The organism is Streptomyces sp. NPDC001381, assembly GCF_042895685.1.
GTDB lineage: Bacteria > Actinomycetota > Actinomycetes > Streptomycetales > Streptomycetaceae > Streptomyces.
Genome location: NZ_JBIAWO010000005.1, coordinates 687061 through 702575, shown reverse-complemented (window position 1 = coordinate 702575; position 15515 = coordinate 687061). Strand labels below are relative to the sequence as shown.

Sequence of the window (15515 nt, the reverse complement as noted above, 5' to 3'; positions counted from 1 at the left end):
GCTCCCGCGCCCTAGTCCGCCGGTGACTCCAGCACGGCCATCGCCGCGTTGTGCCCCGGCACCCCGCTCACCCCTCCCCCGCGCACCGCGCCCGCCCCGCACAGCAGCACGTTCGCGTGAGCGGTCTCCACGCCCCAGCGGCCGGTGCCCTCCTGGGCGTACGGCCAGGACAGCTCGCGGTGGAAGATGTTGCCGCCGGGCAGGCCCAGGTCCCGCTCCAGGTCGAGCGGGGTCCTCGCCTCGATGCAGGGGCGGCCGTCGGCGTCGGTGGCCAGGCAGTCGGCGAGGGGTTCGGCGAGATGGGCGTCGAGCTGGGCGAGGGTGGCCTTGAGCAGTTCCTCGCGCACGGAGTCGTTGTCCCGTGCGAAGAGCCGGGCGGGCGTGTGCAGACCGAACAGGGTCAGCGTCTGGTAGCCCCGCTCGACGAGCTCCGGGCCGAGGATGGTCGGGTCGGTCAGGGAGTGGCAGTAGATCTCGGACGGCGGGGCGGCGGGCAGCTCACCGGCGGCGGCCTGGGCGTGGGCGGTGGCGAGTTGCTCGTAGCCCTCGGCGATGTGGAAGGTGCCGGCGAACGCCTCGCGCGGGTCGACGGAGCGGTCCCGCAGCCTCGGCAGCCGCTTGAGCAGCATGTTCACCTTGAGCTGGGCGCCTTCGGCGGGGGCGGGCGGCTCGTCGCCGGTGAGCGCGGCGAGCGCCTGCGGGGAGGCTCCCACCAGGACGTGCCGGGCGGTGGCGACGCCCTCGCCGTCGGCGGTGCGGTAGGTGACCTCGGCGGTGCGGCCGTCCGTGGCGATCCGCACGGCCTCGTGGCCGGTGGCGATGACGGCGCCCGCGTCCCTCGCGGCGGTGGCCAGCGCGTCGGTCAGGGCACCCATGCCGCCGACGGGCACGTCCCAGGCGCCGGTGCCGCCGCCGATCACGTGGTAGAGGAAGCAGCGGTTCTGCCTGAGGGAGGCGTCGTGGGCGTCGGCGAAGGTGCCGATGAGCGCGTCGGTGAGCACCACGCCCCGTACGAGGTCGTCCGTGAAGTTCTCCTCCACCGCGACCCCGATCGGCTCCTCGAACAGGGCGCGCCAGGCCTCCTCGTCGTCGACGCGGCGGCGCAGCTCGTCCCGGGTGGGCAGGGGTTCGGTGAGCGTGGGGAAGACCCGCTCGGCGACGCGTCCGGTCATGCCGTAGAAGCGCTGCCAGGCCGCGTACTCGCGCTCTCCGCCGGTGAGCCGCGCGAACGCCTCCCGGGTGCGCTCCTCCCCTCCGCCCACGAGGAGTCCCGTCGGCCGTCCGCCGCGCTCGGCCGGCGTGTACGACGAGATCGTGCGGCCCTGGACGCGGAAGCGCAGGCCGAGGTCCCGCACGATCTTCCGCGGGAGCAGGCTGACCAGGTAGGAGTAGCGCGACAGCCGGGCGTCGACGCCCGCGAAGGGGCGGGTGGAGACGGCGGCGCCGCCGGTGTGGTCGAGCCGTTCCAGGACCAGCACGGACCGTCCGGCCCGGGCCAGGTAGGCGGCGGCGACCAGTCCGTTGTGTCCGCCGCCGACGACTACGGCGTCGTAGGTGTGGTGTCCCTCGTGAGCAGGCATGGTTCTTCGTAACACGATCCACGCCCGGTGGGACACGAGGGGGAGCTCATGGAGGCCGAGCCGAGTCATACGGCGGCACTGCTGGTCGACAGGCGGGGGCGGTACCTGCTGCATCTGCGGGACGCGCACAAGCCGATCTGGGACCCGGGCGCGTGGTCGCTGCCCGGCGGCGCGCGGGAGGGCGACGAGTCGCCGGAGGAGGGGATCGCGCGGGAGCTGCTGGAGGAGACGGGGCTGGTGATCGAGGGACTGACCCGGTTCACGGTCATCGCCGACACCACGGTGTTCCTCGGCCGTTGGGACGGCGATCCCTCCCGGCTGCCGGTCACCGAGGGCATCATGTTCGCCTTCTTCGACGCGGCGACCACCGCGCAGCTGACGATGGCGCCGTGGGCGGCCGAGGTGCTCGCCCTGCACCGGGGCGACGGAACCGTGCCCGTCCGGCGGACCGTCCCGCACCTCGTCGGCGTCCACCTCTACCTGGAGCGGGACGGCAGGATCCTGCTCGGGCTGCGGCACCCCGACGTGCCCTTCGCGCCGATGACCCACCACTTCCTGGCCGGTCACTGCGAGCAGGAGTCCGCCGTCGCCTGTCTGATCAGGGAGGCCCGGGAGGAGGCCGGACTGGAGATCGACGCGGCCGACGTGGAACTCGCCCACACGGTCCACGTCGACAACGGGCCCGGCAGACGTCCCCGTGTGCAGTTCGTCTTCCGGGCCCGCCGCTGGCGGGGCGAGCCCCGCCTGCTGGAGCCGGACAAGTGCCTGGGCTGGGACTGGTGGCCGCTGGACGCGCTGCCGGAGCCGATGGTCGGGTACGCCCGGGCGGCGATCGAGGGCATCCGCGCCGGGCGTCCGTACACGGAACTCGGCTGGAACTGACCGGCTCAGGCCCCGCCCGCCGGCGGCCCGGCCCGCCGTGAGCCTCACCCGCCGTCCACCCCGTCCGCCTCGGCCTCACTTGCCTTCGACCCCACCCGCTGCCCGCCCCGCCCGCCGTCCACCTCGCCCGCCGTCGGCCTCATCTGCCTTCGACCCCACCCGCTGTGGGCCCGCCCGCCGTCCGCCCCGTCCGCCGTCGGCCCCACCCGCCGTCCACCCCACCCGCCATCCGCCTCGCCCGCCGTGGGCCTCATCTGCCTTCGACCCCACCCGCTGCCCGCCCCGCCCGCCGTGCCTCGCCCGCCGTCGGGCACCTCCGCAGCGGCGCGGCTCGTCGGTGGAGCGCCTCCGTCTCCGGGCCCCGGCCGGGCTGTTCCCGGCGGGGGTCTCCTCGCGCCGGACGGCGAGGGTGCCCGGGTGGTCGGGGCCCTGGGGCCGTTCACGGGTGGCGGCCACCCGGCGCGGTACCCGGCCGGGCCGCCGGGCCGACGCCCCCGGCGGGTACCGCGCCGGCCCGGGCCCACGGCGACGTCACGACGGCCGACCGGGGGGGGGACGGCGGTCTACAGCGGGACCTTGTCCGGCGCGGGACGGGTGTCCGGGCCGAGTCGTGCCATGGCCCGCAGGATGTGCTGGGGCGGGAGCCGCCAGCGCAGACGTGCGGGGACGCGGCGCAGCAGGGCGCCCGTGACGCGCAACTGCCGGGTGACGGTGGCCGGTCGGGGCGCGGGTCTGCCGTACAGCTCGTGGGCGTGGGGCGGCAGGGAGGCGTACGCCAGGTGCGCCACGCGCCGCCACAGCAGGGCGCGCGCCGGGACGAGCAGGGGGTGCGTCGGCGGGCGGAGCAGGAAGTCGTCCACCGCGCGCGCGTCGGCTCCGACGGCGAGTCGGGGCCGCATCTTCTCGAAGTAGGCGTCCATCTCCGCCCGGTCGGCGGGTACGGCGTCCGGGTCGAGGCCCACCAGCCGGGCGCTGACCCGGTGTTCGGCGAGGTAGCGGTCCGCGGCGGCGTCGGTGAGGGGGTAGCCGGAGCGGCGTAGGACGTGCAGGTAGGAGTCGATCTCGGCGCAGTGCACCCACAGGAGCAGCTCCGGATCGTCCACCGGGTACCGCTCCCCCGTCTCCGGGTCGGTCGCCGAGAGCATCCGGTGGATCCTGCGCACGCGCGCGCCGGCCTTCTCGGCGGCCTCGCTCGTGTCGTAGGTCGTGGTGCCGACGAAGCCCGCCGTGCGCATGAGGCGGCCCCAGGCGTCGCGCCGGAAGTCGGAGTTCTCCATGACTCCGCGTACGGCGCGGGGGTGGAGGGCCTGGAGGTAGAGGGCGCGGACGCCCGCGACCCACATCATGGGGTCGCCGTGGAGTTGCCAGGCGACGGACGACGGACCGAACAGCCCCGGGTCAGCGGTCATGTCGGCAGGCTAACGCCGCACCCGGGGCATCCCCAGCCCTATCCAGGAGATGATCTCCCGCTGGATCTCGTTGTTGCCGCCGCCGAAGGTGAAGATCACGGCGGAGCGGTAGCCGCGTTCGAGTTCGCCGCGCAGCACGGCTCCCGCCGAGCCCTCCTGGAGTGCGCCCGGGGCCGCGACGATCTCCAGGAGCCAGGCGTAGGCGTCCCGGCGGGCCTCGGAGCCGTAGACCTTGACGGCGGAGGCGTCCTGGGGGGTGAGGGTGCCGTTCTGGAGGGCGCCCACCATCTGCCAGTTGAGCAGCTTGAGGGCGTCGAGCCGGACGTGGGTCCGGGCGAGCAGCCGGCGGACCCAGGGGAGGTCGACGACGCGGCGGCCGTCGGCGAGCTTGGTCTCGGTGGCCCAGCGCTGGACGTCGTGCAGGGCACGGATCGCCATGGTGCCGTGCGCGGCCAGGGTCACGCGTTCGTGGTTGAGCTGGTTGGTGATGAGCCGCCAGCCCTGGTTCTCGGCGCCGACCCGCCGGGAGACGGGGACGCGGACGTTCTCGTAGTAGCTGGCGGTGGTGTCGTGCGAGGCGAGGGTGCGGATGACCGTGCAGGAGTAGCCGGGGTCGGTGGTCGGCACGAGGAGCATGGTGATGCCCTTGTGCGGCGGGGCCTCGGGGTCGGTGCGCACGGCGAGCCACACCCAGTCGGCGGTGTCGCCGTTGGTCGTCCAGATCTTCTGGCCGTTGACGACGTACTCGTCGCCTTCGCGGACGGCGCGCGTCCTGAGGGCGGCGAGGTCGGTGCCCGCGTCGGGTTCGCTGTAGCCGATGGCGAAGTCGATCTCACCGGAGAGGATCTTCGGCAGGAAGTACGCCTTCTGCTCGTCCGTGCCGTAGCGCATGATCGTCGGACCGACGGTGTTCAGGGCCATCAGGGGCAGCGGCACGCCCGCCTGGGCGGCCTCGTCGAAGAAGACGAACTGCTCGATCGGGGTCAGGCCGCGCCCGCCGTACTCCTCGGGCCAGCCGACGCCGAGCCAGCCGTCGGCGCCGAGGCGGCGGATGGTCGCGCGGTAGAAGCGTTTCGCGCCGACCGGGTCGGCGTGCCGGGCGTAGGCGTTGTCCGGTACCAGCTCGGCGAAGTAGGAGCGCAGTTCGGTGCGCAGTCGCTGCTGCTCGGGCGTGTGGTCGAGGTGCACGGCGCCTCCTGGCTTCCCAAGGCCGGTCTCCTGACGGCGCACACCGTAGAACGTGTTGCAGAAATTGGGAATGCCGGGGAGGGAAGAGGGTGCGGGAGGGCGAGCTCAGACCAGGGTCGCCATGAAGTCCGTGCAGGCCCGGGCGCACGCGCGGCACGCCTCCGCCGTCTCCTCCGCGCCCGCCTTGTCGAAGACGTGCGCGCTCTCCAGGCACACGGTCCGGCACCACTCCAGCTGGACGCGGATGCCGGCCTCGTCCATGCGGTTGTCCTCGGAGAGCACCCGGCAGGTCGCGTCGCACACCTCCGCGCACATGATGCCCTTGCGGCGCACCAGTTCCTGCTGTTCCGTCCCGTCCGGATCCACGAGGCTCGCGCGCAGCGCGCAGGCACGCGCACACTCGGTGCACTCCTGTGCGCAGGCGAAACGGTCCTCCAGGAACCGGAAGAGGTCCTGTTGGGAAGTCGTCGAAGTCACGCCTCGCGGGTAGCCGGGACGGCCCGCCCCTAAACGCGGAGGCGGGCGGGCGATCTGCCGCCCGGACGCCCTGCGTGCCGGCTCGCGGACGCGGAGTGAGGAGGGCCGTCGCGCGGTTTGCGCCCGTTTTCTGGGGTATTCAGCCGATATGAATACCGCAAGCGAGCAGCTGGCCGCCGCGAGCGGCCTGCTCAGCCTCGTGCTGTTCCTGGTCGCCGTCGTCGTCGTGGCGCTGCTGGCCGGCAGCTTCTGGCTGGGCGCCCGGGTCAAGCTGCGCGAGCCGCCGAGGCCGCGCCCCGACGAGCAGCCGCACCTGCCGCCGGGCGGCCCGGTGCACGAGATCCGTGAGAACCGTGAGCCCGAGGAGGTACCCCGGACCGCCAAGGGCGAGCGCCCCCTCACCCCCTACGAGCTGACCAACATGCAGACCCGTCCGAGCGCGGACAAGACACGGTCGCGCTGGAGCAAGGGCAGCAGCGGTTCCTTCGGCGGCGGCGGTCTGGGCGCCCACTGACGGGGCCTGTCCCGGGAAGGCACGGCTACGAGACCGTCCGGGCCACCGCCAGCGCCTGCTCGGCGTACGGCCTCCCGAACAGCACGGCGTGCACCAGCAGAGGGAAGAGCTGGTGCACGCCCACGCGTGCGGCCCACCCGTCGGCGAGCGGCGCGACCTGCTCGTACCCCTCGATCACCTGCTCCAGACAGGGGCAGCCGAACAGGGCCAGCATCGCGAGGTCGGTCTCGCGGTGCCCGCCGTGCGCGGCCGGGTCGATGACGCGGGCCTGCCCGTCCGTCCCCCAGAGCACGTTGCCGTTCCATAGATCACCGTGCAGCCGGGCGGGCGGCTCGGCCGGTCCGGCCAGCCAAGGCAGCCGGGCGCACACCCGCTCCACGACGGCCGCCTCGGCGGGGCGCACCGTCCCGGCGTCGACCGCCGACCTGAGGTAGGGCAGCACCCGCTGCTCGGCGTACCAGCGCGGCCAGTCCTCGCCGACGGCGTTGCGCATCGGGGCGAGCCCGATGTACGCGTCCACGGGTCCCTCCGGCGGCGGCGCGCCGAACGCGGGGGCGCCGGCGGCGTGCAGCGCGGCGAGGTCACGGCCGAACCGTACGGCGGCCCCGGCGCTGGGCGCTCCGGCCGGCACCCGCTCGGTCACCAGCCACCGCCCGTCCCACCCGTGCACGAGCGGCACCCGCACCGCGCCCGCCGCGGCCAGCCAGCGCAGCCCCGCGGCCTCGGCCCTCACCGCGTCCCGCTCGTGGCCCCTCTTGACGATCACCGCCCGTCCGTCGTCGAGCTCGGCCTCCCAGAGCGTCCCGGACAGCGGACGCGTGCGACGGACGGACGCCCCGGTGAGCCGGGCGGCGACGGCACCGGGACCGGGTCCGGATGCGGGCGGGTGCGGCGAGGACACGGGGACGAGCGTACGGCGCGTCCCGGGCCACGCGCAGAAGTGCGCTCCGGATCAGGTGGCCATCTCGTGACCCCGCGTTCACGTTCGGACAGTGAACGGACAGTAAACGACTTCGTGGAGCGAAGGCGGCCGAAAGGCGCTGTAGTGGCCTGAACCGTCGCGCAGGGTGAGGTGGAAGATGGCCGACGTGATGCAGGCTGGAGCCGTGCGGCGCCCAGACTCGGCTCAGCAGAAACGGTGCGGCTGTGACGCACCGATACCGGCACCTGACGGTGCCCCTAGCGGGGCCGAGGAGAGGTTCCGGGGCCTGCTGGAGGCGGCTCCGGACGCCATGGTCATCGTCGACGACACGGGCGCCATCCGGCTGGTCAACGCCCAGACGGAGGCGCTGTTCGGCTATGGCCGCGAGGAACTCCTGGGCAACCCGGTCGAGTTGCTCATCCCGGACCGCTTCCGCGACCAGCACACCGGGCACCGGGGCGGCTACACGGCCAACCGGCAGGTGCGGCCGATGGGCGCCGGGCTGGAACTGCACGGGCTGCGCAAGGACGGCACGGAGTTCCCCGTCGAGATCAGTCTGAGCCCGCTGGAGACGGCGGACGGGCTGCTCGTGTCGGCGGCCGTGCGGGACGTCAGCGACCGCAAGGCGGCGGAGGCCCGGATCAACGAACTCGCCGCGCTGGTGGAGTCGTCGCAGGACGCGATTCTCGCCAAGACCCTGGACGGCTACATCACCTACTGGAACGCGGCCGCGCAGCGGCTGTACGGCTACACGGCCGAGGAGGTGATCGGCCGGCACGTGTCGGTGCTGGCGCCGCCGGAACTGCGGGGCGAGGTCAAGGCGTTGCTCAAGCGGCTGCGGCACGGCGAGAAGGTGGAGCACTTCGAGACCCTGCGGCTGACCAGCACGGGGGCGCTGCTGGACGTGGACGTCACGCTGTGGCCGACCCGGGACACGCACGGCACGGTGGTCGGGGCGTGCGCGATCGTGCGGGACATCAGCGACCGCAAGCGCGCCGAGGCCGAACTCACCGCGCTGTACGAGCAGCAGCGGCACATCGCGCTGACCCTGCAGCGCAGCCTGATGGGCACTCCGCCCGCCCTGCCGGGCCTGGCCACGGCCAGCCGCTACCGGCCCGCCACCCAGGGCGCCGGCGTGGGCGGCGACTGGTTCGACCTGATCCCGCTGGGCGCCGACCGGGTGGGCGTGCTGATCGGTGACGTGATGGGCCGCGGGCTCGAAGCGGCCGCCGTGATGGGCCAGTTGCGTTCGGCCGCGCACGCCCTGGCGAAGACCGGGATGCAGCCGCGCCAGCTGATGCAGGCGCTGGACACCTGCGTCGCCGACCTCGACGTGCCCGACCAGCTCGTCACCTGCTGCTATCTGGTGATCGCCCCGGACACGGGCACGGTCACCGTCTGCTCGGCGGGCCATCTGCCGGTGCTGGTCGCCGGGACGGGCGACAGCATCACCGCTCTGCCCTGCCCGGTCAACGCGCCGCTCGGGGTGGGAGACGTCCTGTACGAGCAGTCCAGTACGGAGATACCGCCGGGCGCCACCCTGGTGCTCTACACGGACGGGCTGGTCGAGACGCCCGGCAGCGACATCGAGCTGCGGATCGGTGAACTCACCGTCCTGCTGGAGGAGATGTTCGGCGGAACACCGCTCCTGGAGGACGCCGCCGACCAGGTGCTGGCCGGTCTGCTGCCGGACGCCGACGGCCACAACGACGACGTGACCCTGCTGTTCGCGCAGCTTCCGGCGGGTCCGCTGGCCGCCGTCACCGTGGACCTGCCGGCCGAACCCGCCTCCGTGCCTGAGGGGCGGGCGTTCCTGCACAAGGCGCTGACCTCGTGGAACTGCATGTCACGGGCCGACGACGCCCTGCTGCTGCTGTCGGAGACGCTCACCAACGCCGTCCTGCACGCCCACGGCCCGATCGGACTGCATCTGCACCGCACGGTCACCGATCTCACCGTCGAGGTCAGCGACCGCAGCCCGCATCTGCCCCAGCCGCGCATGGCGACCGAGGAGGAGGAGTCGGGCCGGGGCCTGATCCTGGTCCGGGCCCTCGCCGCCGGGTGGGGAGTGCGGCCGACGGACGAGGGCAAGACCACCTGGTTCACGCTGAGGCTGTGAGCCCCCGGGACCGGCCGCCACGGGCCAGTTCGAACGCGTCCAGGTGGGCCTGGACGTACGGCACGGCCACCTTCTCCACCTCCACCCGTCCGTCGACGAAGGCGGGCTGGACGTTGACCTCGAAGACGACCCCGCCGTTCTCGACGGCCAGGTCGACTCCGGCGAAGGGCAGCCCGACCGAGGCGGTGGCGGCGACGGCGAGTTCGCCGAGGCGGGCCGGGAGGTCGGGCGGGTCGATGTGCACGGCGGTGGCGCCCCGGCAGGTGTTGCAGGGGGTGTCCGGTTCGGGCTGGAGGTGCTCGCGGGCGTGCACGACCCGGCCGCCGAGGACGAAGACGCGGAACTGGTGGCGCCGGCCGTCGGCGGTGATGTTGCCCGCGTCGCGCGAGAGCATCCAGTCGGTGCCGTGCTCGGCGTAGTAGGCGGTGGCCTGCTCCAGCAGTTCCGGGGTGGTGACATGGAAGGTGTCGTTGCCGCCCGTCCCGACGACGGGGCGGGCCCAGGTGTCGCCGCCGAGCCGCTCGAACGCCTCGGACGCCTGCCGCGCGGAGGGCCCGGACAGGACGACCGTCTCCATCTGGGCGACGCCGTCCCGGTGGAAGCGGGCGACGGTGAGGTTCTTCTCCGTCGCCGTCCGCCAGGCTTCCGGGCCGGTGCCCAGGGTCACCACGTCGTGGGTCTCGAGGAGTTCCTGAAAGGCGGCGAGGTCCCGCCGGCGGTGCGGCGGGATCTCGTAGAGCAGGACGACGTCGGGCACGAAGTCCAGCCGCTCCTCGGGGACCCGCAGCCGTAACCGGCCTCCGTCGGGGATCCCGCGGCCGGTTCCGCCGGCCGCGAAGTGGCGGGAGTCGATACGGACGGGCGGGGTGCCGGTGAGCAGTTCCACGGCGTCGGCGAGGTACTCCCGGCAGCCTTCGGGCGACGTGGGATCGGCGATCAGGGCGATGCTCGGTCGGGACACAGCGGCCTCCAGTGGTGTCGACGCGCGCTCGTGCCGCGGGTGCCCTCGTGCGCGGTGCGAGCGGTGTCACGGATGGTGCCTGTCGCGCGGGTGGTCCTCGCACCCGTCGCCCTGGAAGCCGCGCCGGTGTGCGGGGCCGTACCGGGCCCGGACGGTGCCGGGTCGCGGTGGCCGGTGACCACGGGGGGTGGGGCTCGCCCCGCCGGATCCGCGTCGCAGGGCTGGCCGACCACTGTAAGCACCGGGCGAGGCGCCGTACCAGGGCGCACGCGCGCCCTCGTCCTGCCCCTTCCCCTGCGCCGTCCGCCCCCGTCCGTGCGCCCCGCCCGGCCACCGGTGACCTGCGGTCTCAGCCGCCCCAGGACCAGTCCGCGACCTCGGGAAGGTCGGTGCCGCGGGCCCGGATCCAGTCATGGTGGCGCAACCGCGCGTCCTCCATCCGCTGGCGTACGGCCGCCGCCCGCACCGCGAGTCCGGGGACGCGGTCGATGACGTCCATGACCAGGCGGTAGCGGTCGAGGTCGTTGCGGACGACCATGTCGAACGGGGTGGTCGTGGTGCCGATCTCCTTGTAGCCGCGCACGTGCAGGTTGCGGTGGCCGGTGCGGCGGTAGGCCAGGCGGTGGATCAGCCAGGGGTAGCCGTGGTAGGCGAAGATCACCGGCTTGTCGGTGGTGAACAGGCCGTCGTACTCGAAGTCGCTCATGCCGTGCGGGTGTTCCTCGCTGGGCATGAGGCGGGCGATGTCGACGACGTTGACGACGCGGACGGCGAGGTCGGGCAGGTTGCGGCGGAGCAGCTGGGCGGCGGCCAGCACCTCCTGGGTGGGGACGTCACCGGCGCAGCCGAGCACGACGTCGGGTTCGCGGCTGCCGTTCTCGGTGCCGGCCCAGTCCCAGATTCCGGCGCCGCGGGCGCAGTGGGCGCGGGCCTGGTCCAGGGTCAGCCAGTCGAAGCAGGGCTGTTTGCCGGCCACGATCACATTGACGTAGTCGCGGCTGCGCAGGGCGTGGTCCGCCACCGACAGCAGGGTGTTGGCGTCCGGCGGCAGATAGACCCGCACGACCTCGGGGCTCTTGTTGAGGACGTGGTCGACGAAGCCGGGGTCCTGGTGGGAGAAGCCGTTGTGGTCCTGGCGCCACACGTGCGACGTGAGCAGGTAGTTGAGGGAGGCGATGGACGCGCGCCAGGGCAGCCGCCGGGTCACGCGGAGCCACTTGACGTGCTGGTTGACCATCGAGTCGACGATGTGCACGAACGCCTCGTAGCAGGAGAACAGTCCGTGACGGCCCGTCAGGAGGTAGCCCTCCAGCCAGCCCTGGCAGGTGTGCTCGGAGAGGATCTCCATCACCCGGCCGTGCCGGTCGAGGTCCTCGTCGACCTGGAGGGTCTGCGCCTGCCAGGCCTTTCCGCTGGCTTCGAAGACGGCCTGGAGCCGGTTGGACGCGGTCTCGTCGGGTCCGAAGAGCCGGAAGTCCCGTCGCCCGGCGCTGGATCGCATGACGTCGCGCAGCAACTCACCCAGAACACGGGTGGGTTCGTGCAGGTTCGTGCCGGGCTTGTCGACCGGGACGGCGTACGAGTCGAGGGCGGGCAGGGGGAGTTCGCGCAGGAGCAGGCCGCCGTTGGCGTGCGGGGTGGCGCCGAGGCGGCGGGTGCCCTCGGGAATCCAGGCCAGGACGTCGAGGCGGGGGCTGCCGTGCTCGTCGAAGAGTTCCTCGGGCCGGTAGGAGCGCAGCCACGCCTCCAGCTGGCGCAGGTGGTCGGGGTTGTCCCGGACGGCGGACAGCGGGACCTGGTGGGAGCGCCAGGTGCCCTCGACGGGCAGCCGGTCGACGTGGGCGGGGCCGGTCCAGCCCTTCGGGGTGCGCAGGACGATCACCGGCCAGCGGGGGCGTTCCCCGGCCCCGTCCTGGCGGGCCGCGCGCTGCGCGGCGGCGATGCGGTCCAGGGCGGTGTCCATGGCCTGCGCCATCGCGCGATGGACGGCGTTCGGCTCGTCGCCGGTGACGTGGATGGGGTCGTGGCCGTAGCCGCGCAGCAGCTCGTCGAGTTCCGGTTCCGGGATCCGGGCCAGCACGGTGGGGTTGGCGATCTTGTAGCCGTTGAGGTGCAGGATCGGCAGCACCGCGCCGTCGTGCACGGGGTCGAGGAACTTGTCGGAGTGCCAGGCGGCGGCCAGCGGCCCGGTCTCCGCCTCGCCGTCGCCGATCACACAGGCCACCAGCAGGTCCGGGTTGTCGAAGGCGGCGCCGTAGGCGTGCGCCAGCGAATAGCCGAGCTCACCGCCCTCGTGGATCGAGCCGGGCGTCTCCGGCGCGACGTGGCTGGGCACACCGCCGGGGAAGGAGAACTGCCGGAACAGCCGCGCCATGCCCGCCCCGTCCCGCGGCACGTCCGGGTACGTCTCGCTGTAACTGCCCTCCAGCCAGGAGTTGGCGACCACCGCCGGGCCGCCGTGGCCGGGACCCCAGACGCACAGGGCGTTCAGGTCGCGGTTGCGGACGACCCGGTTGAGGTGGGTGTACACGAGGTTGAGCCCCGGTGAGGTGCCCCAGTGGCCGAGCAGCCGGGGCTTGACGTGCTCCGGGCGCAATGGCTCGGTGAGCAGCGGGTTGGCCATGAGGTAGATCTGGCCGACGGACAGGTAGTTCGCGGCGCGCCAGTGGGCGTGCAGTGTCCTGAGCTCGTCGTCGGTGAGCCGGGCGGACGACTGCTGCGGGTCGACGGACATTCTCGGGTTCCCTTCCGGATCGGGGTGGCGCGGAGGTGCGTACCGGTCCGTACCTCCCCACCCTCTCCCGGCGCCGGGTACCCGACCGGGCCGACCGGACCATACGGGCGAGCGGATCCGTCCGTAAGAGGACTCCCCCGGGCCGTCCTCGGGCTCCCCGGGCCGCCCTCAGGCCTCCCTCCCCCCGCTCTGCGGCCCGCCTCGCCAGGAGGCGGAGCGGCCCGCGTCGAGCCCGTGGATGTGCTCGACGTTGCGCCGGTCCTCGGCGTCCTGGCCGGCCTCCGCCGCGAACCAGGCGTCCAGGATCTCCTTGAGCAGGGGCACGGAGGTCAGGCGCAGGCTCAGGGCGAGGACGTTGGCGTCGTTCCACCGGCGGGCGCCGTCGGCCGTGACGGCGTCGGTGCACAGGGCGGCCCGGACGCCGGGCACCTTGTTCGCGGCGATCGACGCGCCCGTGCCGGTCCAGCAGCACACCACGGCCTGCTCCGAGGTGCCGTCGGCCACGTCCCGCGCCGCCGCCTCCGAGCACACCGCCCACTGCGGGTCGGAACCGGGGCGCAGCGCGCCGTGGGTCACCACGTCGTGTCCGCGGCCGCGCAGCTCCGAGACGAGGGCGCGGGCCACGGGTTCGTCCATGTCCGAGGAAACGGAGATCCGCATGTCGCGAGCCTACTGAGGGGACGTCCCCGCTGTCGCCTCCAGGAGCCCGCCGGAAGCGGGGCACCGGGTGACGTCCTCGGGCGCCCCGCGTCCCCCTCCGGCAGCCGAGCCCCGTCCGCCCCGGGAGCCGAGCCCCGCGGTCCCGCCGAGCGGCCCGGCCCCGCGCTCACCCCGCGCTCACCCCGCGGTCACCCCGCGGTCGGGTCCCATGTGCCGCTGGTCAGACCGACCGGGTTGGCGTCGGGGATGATCCCGGAGTCCAGGACGGTGCGGGCGAGTGGTTCGAGCAGGTGGGCGAGGCGGGCGGTGCCGTCGGCGCCGAGGGCGGTCCACGGTGCGGCGGCCGCGGCGTCGGTGTCGGCCTCGATCTCCTGGTGGGCGGCGGCCCCCTCCTTGGTGAGCCGCCCGTCCTCGTCGAGCCATCCGCGCGCACGCAACCCCGCCCGGGCCGCCTCCCAGTGGGCCGGGTCCCACTTACGGGTCTGCCGCTGGAACTCGTCGTCCGACTCCCCCGTCGCGCACTTCAGCGCCATGGCCTCGACCGGCCCCACCCCCCGGCCGACGAGGACGGCGACGTGTCCGTCGCCCCGGTGTTCGCGCAGGGTGGTCAGGGCCTGCCAGAGCCTGACGTGGGGCTGCGCCGGGCGGGCGAGGGCCTGGTTGGCGGCGGCGAGCACCCGCCCCGCCGTGTCCGCGGCCCGCGCGGCCTCCCAGGCCAGGTCGGCCGCCTCGGCCATCTCGTCGGAGGCGACCGCTTCCGGGCCGTGGAGGCCGGTCATGGCGGCGTCGACGGCTTGCGCGCGGGCCGCGAGGACGTCCGCCGGGTCGGCGTAGGTCCAGGCGTCGGGCAGGGCGCGGGCCACCCGGTCGGGGTGGAAGACGTAGAAGCAGCTGGTGACGACGGAGGCGGGAGCGGGGCCGAGCGGGGCGGCGCGCAGGGCGAAGTAGCCCATCCAGTAACCGCGCAGGCCGAGGCCGTCGGCGGCCCGGCGCACCTCGGGAGCGAAGTACACCAGGTCGTGGACCGGCTCGAAGCGCTCCCACATCGTCCGTGCGACGGTGTCGCCCACTGTGTGCCCTCCCGGGTCTCTCGGCGGCGGGTGCCGGAGGCAGCATCCATCATGACAGCGGTCATAACAAGCCCCCGGCCTTCACGGAGGCCCTGGACGACCCGCCGCACCGACCCCTGCCGCAGGCTCCGGGAACGCCGAGACCGCCGCCACGAACCGCTCGGCGTCGTCGAGCCAGGGGTAGTGCCCGGCACCCGGCTGTACGACGAGGGAGGCGTCCGGGAACAGGCGCGCGAACCGCGCCACCGAGCGGGGCGGGCTGTTCAGGTCGACCTCTCCGGCGAGCAGCAGGACGGGAGCGGCGAGGGCGGCGAGCGCGGCGCGGGTGGCGTGCGGGGTGAAGGCCCCTTCCTCCCCGAAGCGGGCCACGGCCTCGGCGTTGTCCGGCCGGGTGTCCGTGTGGTGCCGGCGCGCTGCGGCGTCCCAGCGGCCGTGGAAGAAGGGGGCCACGGCCTCCCAGTCCCGGCCGGTCCCCTCGGTGACGGCCACCAGGGCGGCGTACGCCTCCGGGAACCACGGCTCGTGCCGCCGCAGCCGCGCCAGCTCTCGGCGCGTCTCTCCGGTGATCTCGATGCCGACGGCGCGGGTGCCGGGGGTGACCAGGGCGAGGCTCGCGACGCGCTCCGGATGCCGGGCCGCGTACTGCGTCACGACGTTCGCACCGGCGGAGTGGGCGAGGAGGTCGATGCGGGGCAGTCGGAGGTGGGCGCGCAGGGCCTCGACGTCGTCGACGAGACGGTCGCAGCGGTAGGAGGCGGTGTCCTCGGGGATCGCGGACCGTCCGGTGCCACGGAGGTCCAGCGTGATCAGTTCGCGGTGCGCGGACAGGCCGCCGAGGTCGCCGAGGTAGGCGGAGGCCGCGGGGCCGCCGGGGACGCAGACGAGCGGGGCTCCGGATCCGGTCACGTGGTAGGCGAGCCGGGTTCCGTCAGGTGCGCAGAAGGTGGGCATGCCGGGGATCCTGGCATGTATAACCTGGTTGTACAACCCGGTTATGAG

The 15515-nt window shown here is 73.8% G+C and carries 13 protein-coding genes; 3 read left to right on the top strand and 10 right to left on the bottom strand.

The features are described from left to right. Positions 1-11: 11 nt before the first annotated feature. Positions 12-1580, bottom strand: a complete 1569-nt coding sequence (locus tag ACFY2L_RS25865) for a phytoene desaturase family protein (RefSeq protein WP_390823490.1) — start codon at positions 1578-1580, stop codon at positions 12-14. Positions 1581-1628: 48 nt separating this feature from the next. Between ACFY2L_RS25865 and ACFY2L_RS25860 the strand changes: the two genes are divergently transcribed. Next, on the top strand, positions 1629-2462 hold the full coding sequence (locus tag ACFY2L_RS25860) for an NUDIX domain-containing protein (RefSeq protein ID WP_390823489.1): 834 nt from the start codon (positions 1629-1631) through the stop codon (positions 2460-2462). Between the two features lie 563 nt (positions 2463-3025). Here ACFY2L_RS25860 and ACFY2L_RS25855 read toward each other — a convergent pair. From ACFY2L_RS25855 to ACFY2L_RS25845, 3 genes are all read right to left on the bottom strand, one after another. Continuing rightward, a complete protein-coding gene (locus ACFY2L_RS25855) occupies positions 3026-3871 on the bottom strand; it encodes an oxygenase MpaB family protein (protein WP_390823487.1) in 846 nt (281 codons plus the stop codon). Positions 3872-3880: 9 nt separating this feature from the next. Continuing rightward, the gene (locus ACFY2L_RS25850; RefSeq protein WP_390657742.1) at positions 3881-5059 is read right to left on the bottom strand and encodes an acyl-CoA dehydrogenase family protein; all 1179 of its coding nucleotides are present in this window, start codon (positions 5057-5059) and stop codon (positions 3881-3883) included. Between the two features lie 105 nt (positions 5060-5164). After that, the gene (locus ACFY2L_RS25845) at positions 5165-5536 is read right to left on the bottom strand and encodes a ferredoxin (protein WP_390657741.1); all 372 of its coding nucleotides are present in this window, start codon (positions 5534-5536) and stop codon (positions 5165-5167) included. A 148-nt stretch (positions 5537-5684) separates the two neighbouring features. Between ACFY2L_RS25845 and ACFY2L_RS25840 the strand changes: the two genes are divergently transcribed. Beyond that, positions 5685-6050 carry a DUF6479 family protein gene (locus ACFY2L_RS25840; protein ID WP_390657740.1) on the top strand — a complete coding sequence of 122 codons (366 nt, stop codon included), beginning with the start codon at positions 5685-5687 and terminating at the stop codon, positions 6048-6050. A 25-nt stretch (positions 6051-6075) separates the two neighbouring features. Here ACFY2L_RS25840 and ACFY2L_RS25835 read toward each other — a convergent pair whose 3' ends face one another. Next, positions 6076-6951, bottom strand: a complete 876-nt coding sequence (locus ACFY2L_RS25835) for a fructosamine kinase family protein (protein ID WP_390823486.1) — start codon at positions 6949-6951, stop codon at positions 6076-6078. Between the two features lie 331 nt (positions 6952-7282). On the opposite strand from ACFY2L_RS25835, the gene ACFY2L_RS25830 reads away from it, so the two are divergent. Then, positions 7283-9091, top strand: coding sequence for a PAS domain S-box protein (locus tag ACFY2L_RS25830; protein ID WP_390657738.1), 1809 nt, complete (start codon positions 7283-7285; stop codon positions 9089-9091). Here ACFY2L_RS25830 and ACFY2L_RS25825 read toward each other — a convergent pair. The 5 genes from ACFY2L_RS25825 to ACFY2L_RS25805 all read right to left on the bottom strand — a co-directional run bounded on the left by ACFY2L_RS25825 (position 9075) and on the right by ACFY2L_RS25805 (position 15467). Beyond that, positions 9075-10052: a RimK family alpha-L-glutamate ligase gene (locus ACFY2L_RS25825; RefSeq protein ID WP_390823484.1), complete on the bottom strand. Its 978-nt coding sequence runs from the start codon at positions 10050-10052 to the stop codon at positions 9075-9077. The genes ACFY2L_RS25830 and ACFY2L_RS25825 overlap by 17 nt on opposite strands. A gap of 349 nt (positions 10053-10401) precedes the next feature. Continuing rightward, the gene (locus ACFY2L_RS25820) at positions 10402-12786 is read right to left on the bottom strand and encodes a phosphoketolase (RefSeq protein WP_390823483.1); all 2385 of its coding nucleotides are present in this window, start codon (positions 12784-12786) and stop codon (positions 10402-10404) included. A 168-nt stretch (positions 12787-12954) separates the two neighbouring features. Further along, entirely contained in the window at positions 12955-13446 is a 492-nt protein-coding gene (locus tag ACFY2L_RS25815; RefSeq protein ID WP_390657735.1) for an RpiB/LacA/LacB family sugar-phosphate isomerase, read from the bottom strand. A gap of 188 nt (positions 13447-13634) precedes the next feature. Then, on the bottom strand, positions 13635-14516 hold the full coding sequence (locus ACFY2L_RS25810; RefSeq protein ID WP_390657734.1) for a hypothetical protein: 882 nt from the start codon (positions 14514-14516) through the stop codon (positions 13635-13637). A gap of 81 nt (positions 14517-14597) precedes the next feature. Beyond that, positions 14598-15467: an alpha/beta fold hydrolase gene (locus tag ACFY2L_RS25805; protein ID WP_390823482.1), complete on the bottom strand. Its 870-nt coding sequence runs from the start codon at positions 15465-15467 to the stop codon at positions 14598-14600. Positions 15468-15515: the final 48 nt, after the last annotated feature.

What these genes read in the sequence shown, in the direction of transcription:
- ACFY2L_RS25820 (WP_390823483.1), bottom strand. Translation starts at nt 12,786, where the DNA reads ATGTCCGTCGACCCGCAGCAGTCGTCCGCCCGGCTCACCGACGACGAG.
- ACFY2L_RS25865 (WP_390823490.1), bottom strand. Translation starts at nt 1,580, where the DNA reads ATGCCTGCTCACGAGGGACACCACACCTACGACGCCGTAGTCGTCGGC.
- ACFY2L_RS25830 (WP_390657738.1), top strand. Translation starts at nt 7,283, where the DNA reads ATGGTCATCGTCGACGACACGGGCGCCATCCGGCTGGTCAACGCCCAG.
- ACFY2L_RS25815 (WP_390657735.1), bottom strand. Translation starts at nt 13,446, where the DNA reads ATGCGGATCTCCGTTTCCTCGGACATGGACGAACCCGTGGCCCGCGCC.
- ACFY2L_RS25860 (WP_390823489.1), top strand. Translation starts at nt 1,629, where the DNA reads ATGGAGGCCGAGCCGAGTCATACGGCGGCACTGCTGGTCGACAGGCGG.
- ACFY2L_RS25805 (WP_390823482.1), bottom strand. Translation starts at nt 15,467, where the DNA reads ATGCCCACCTTCTGCGCACCTGACGGAACCCGGCTCGCCTACCACGTG.
- ACFY2L_RS25840 (WP_390657740.1), top strand. Translation starts at nt 5,685, where the DNA reads ATGAATACCGCAAGCGAGCAGCTGGCCGCCGCGAGCGGCCTGCTCAGC.
- ACFY2L_RS25855 (WP_390823487.1), bottom strand. Translation starts at nt 3,871, where the DNA reads ATGACCGCTGACCCGGGGCTGTTCGGTCCGTCGTCCGTCGCCTGGCAA.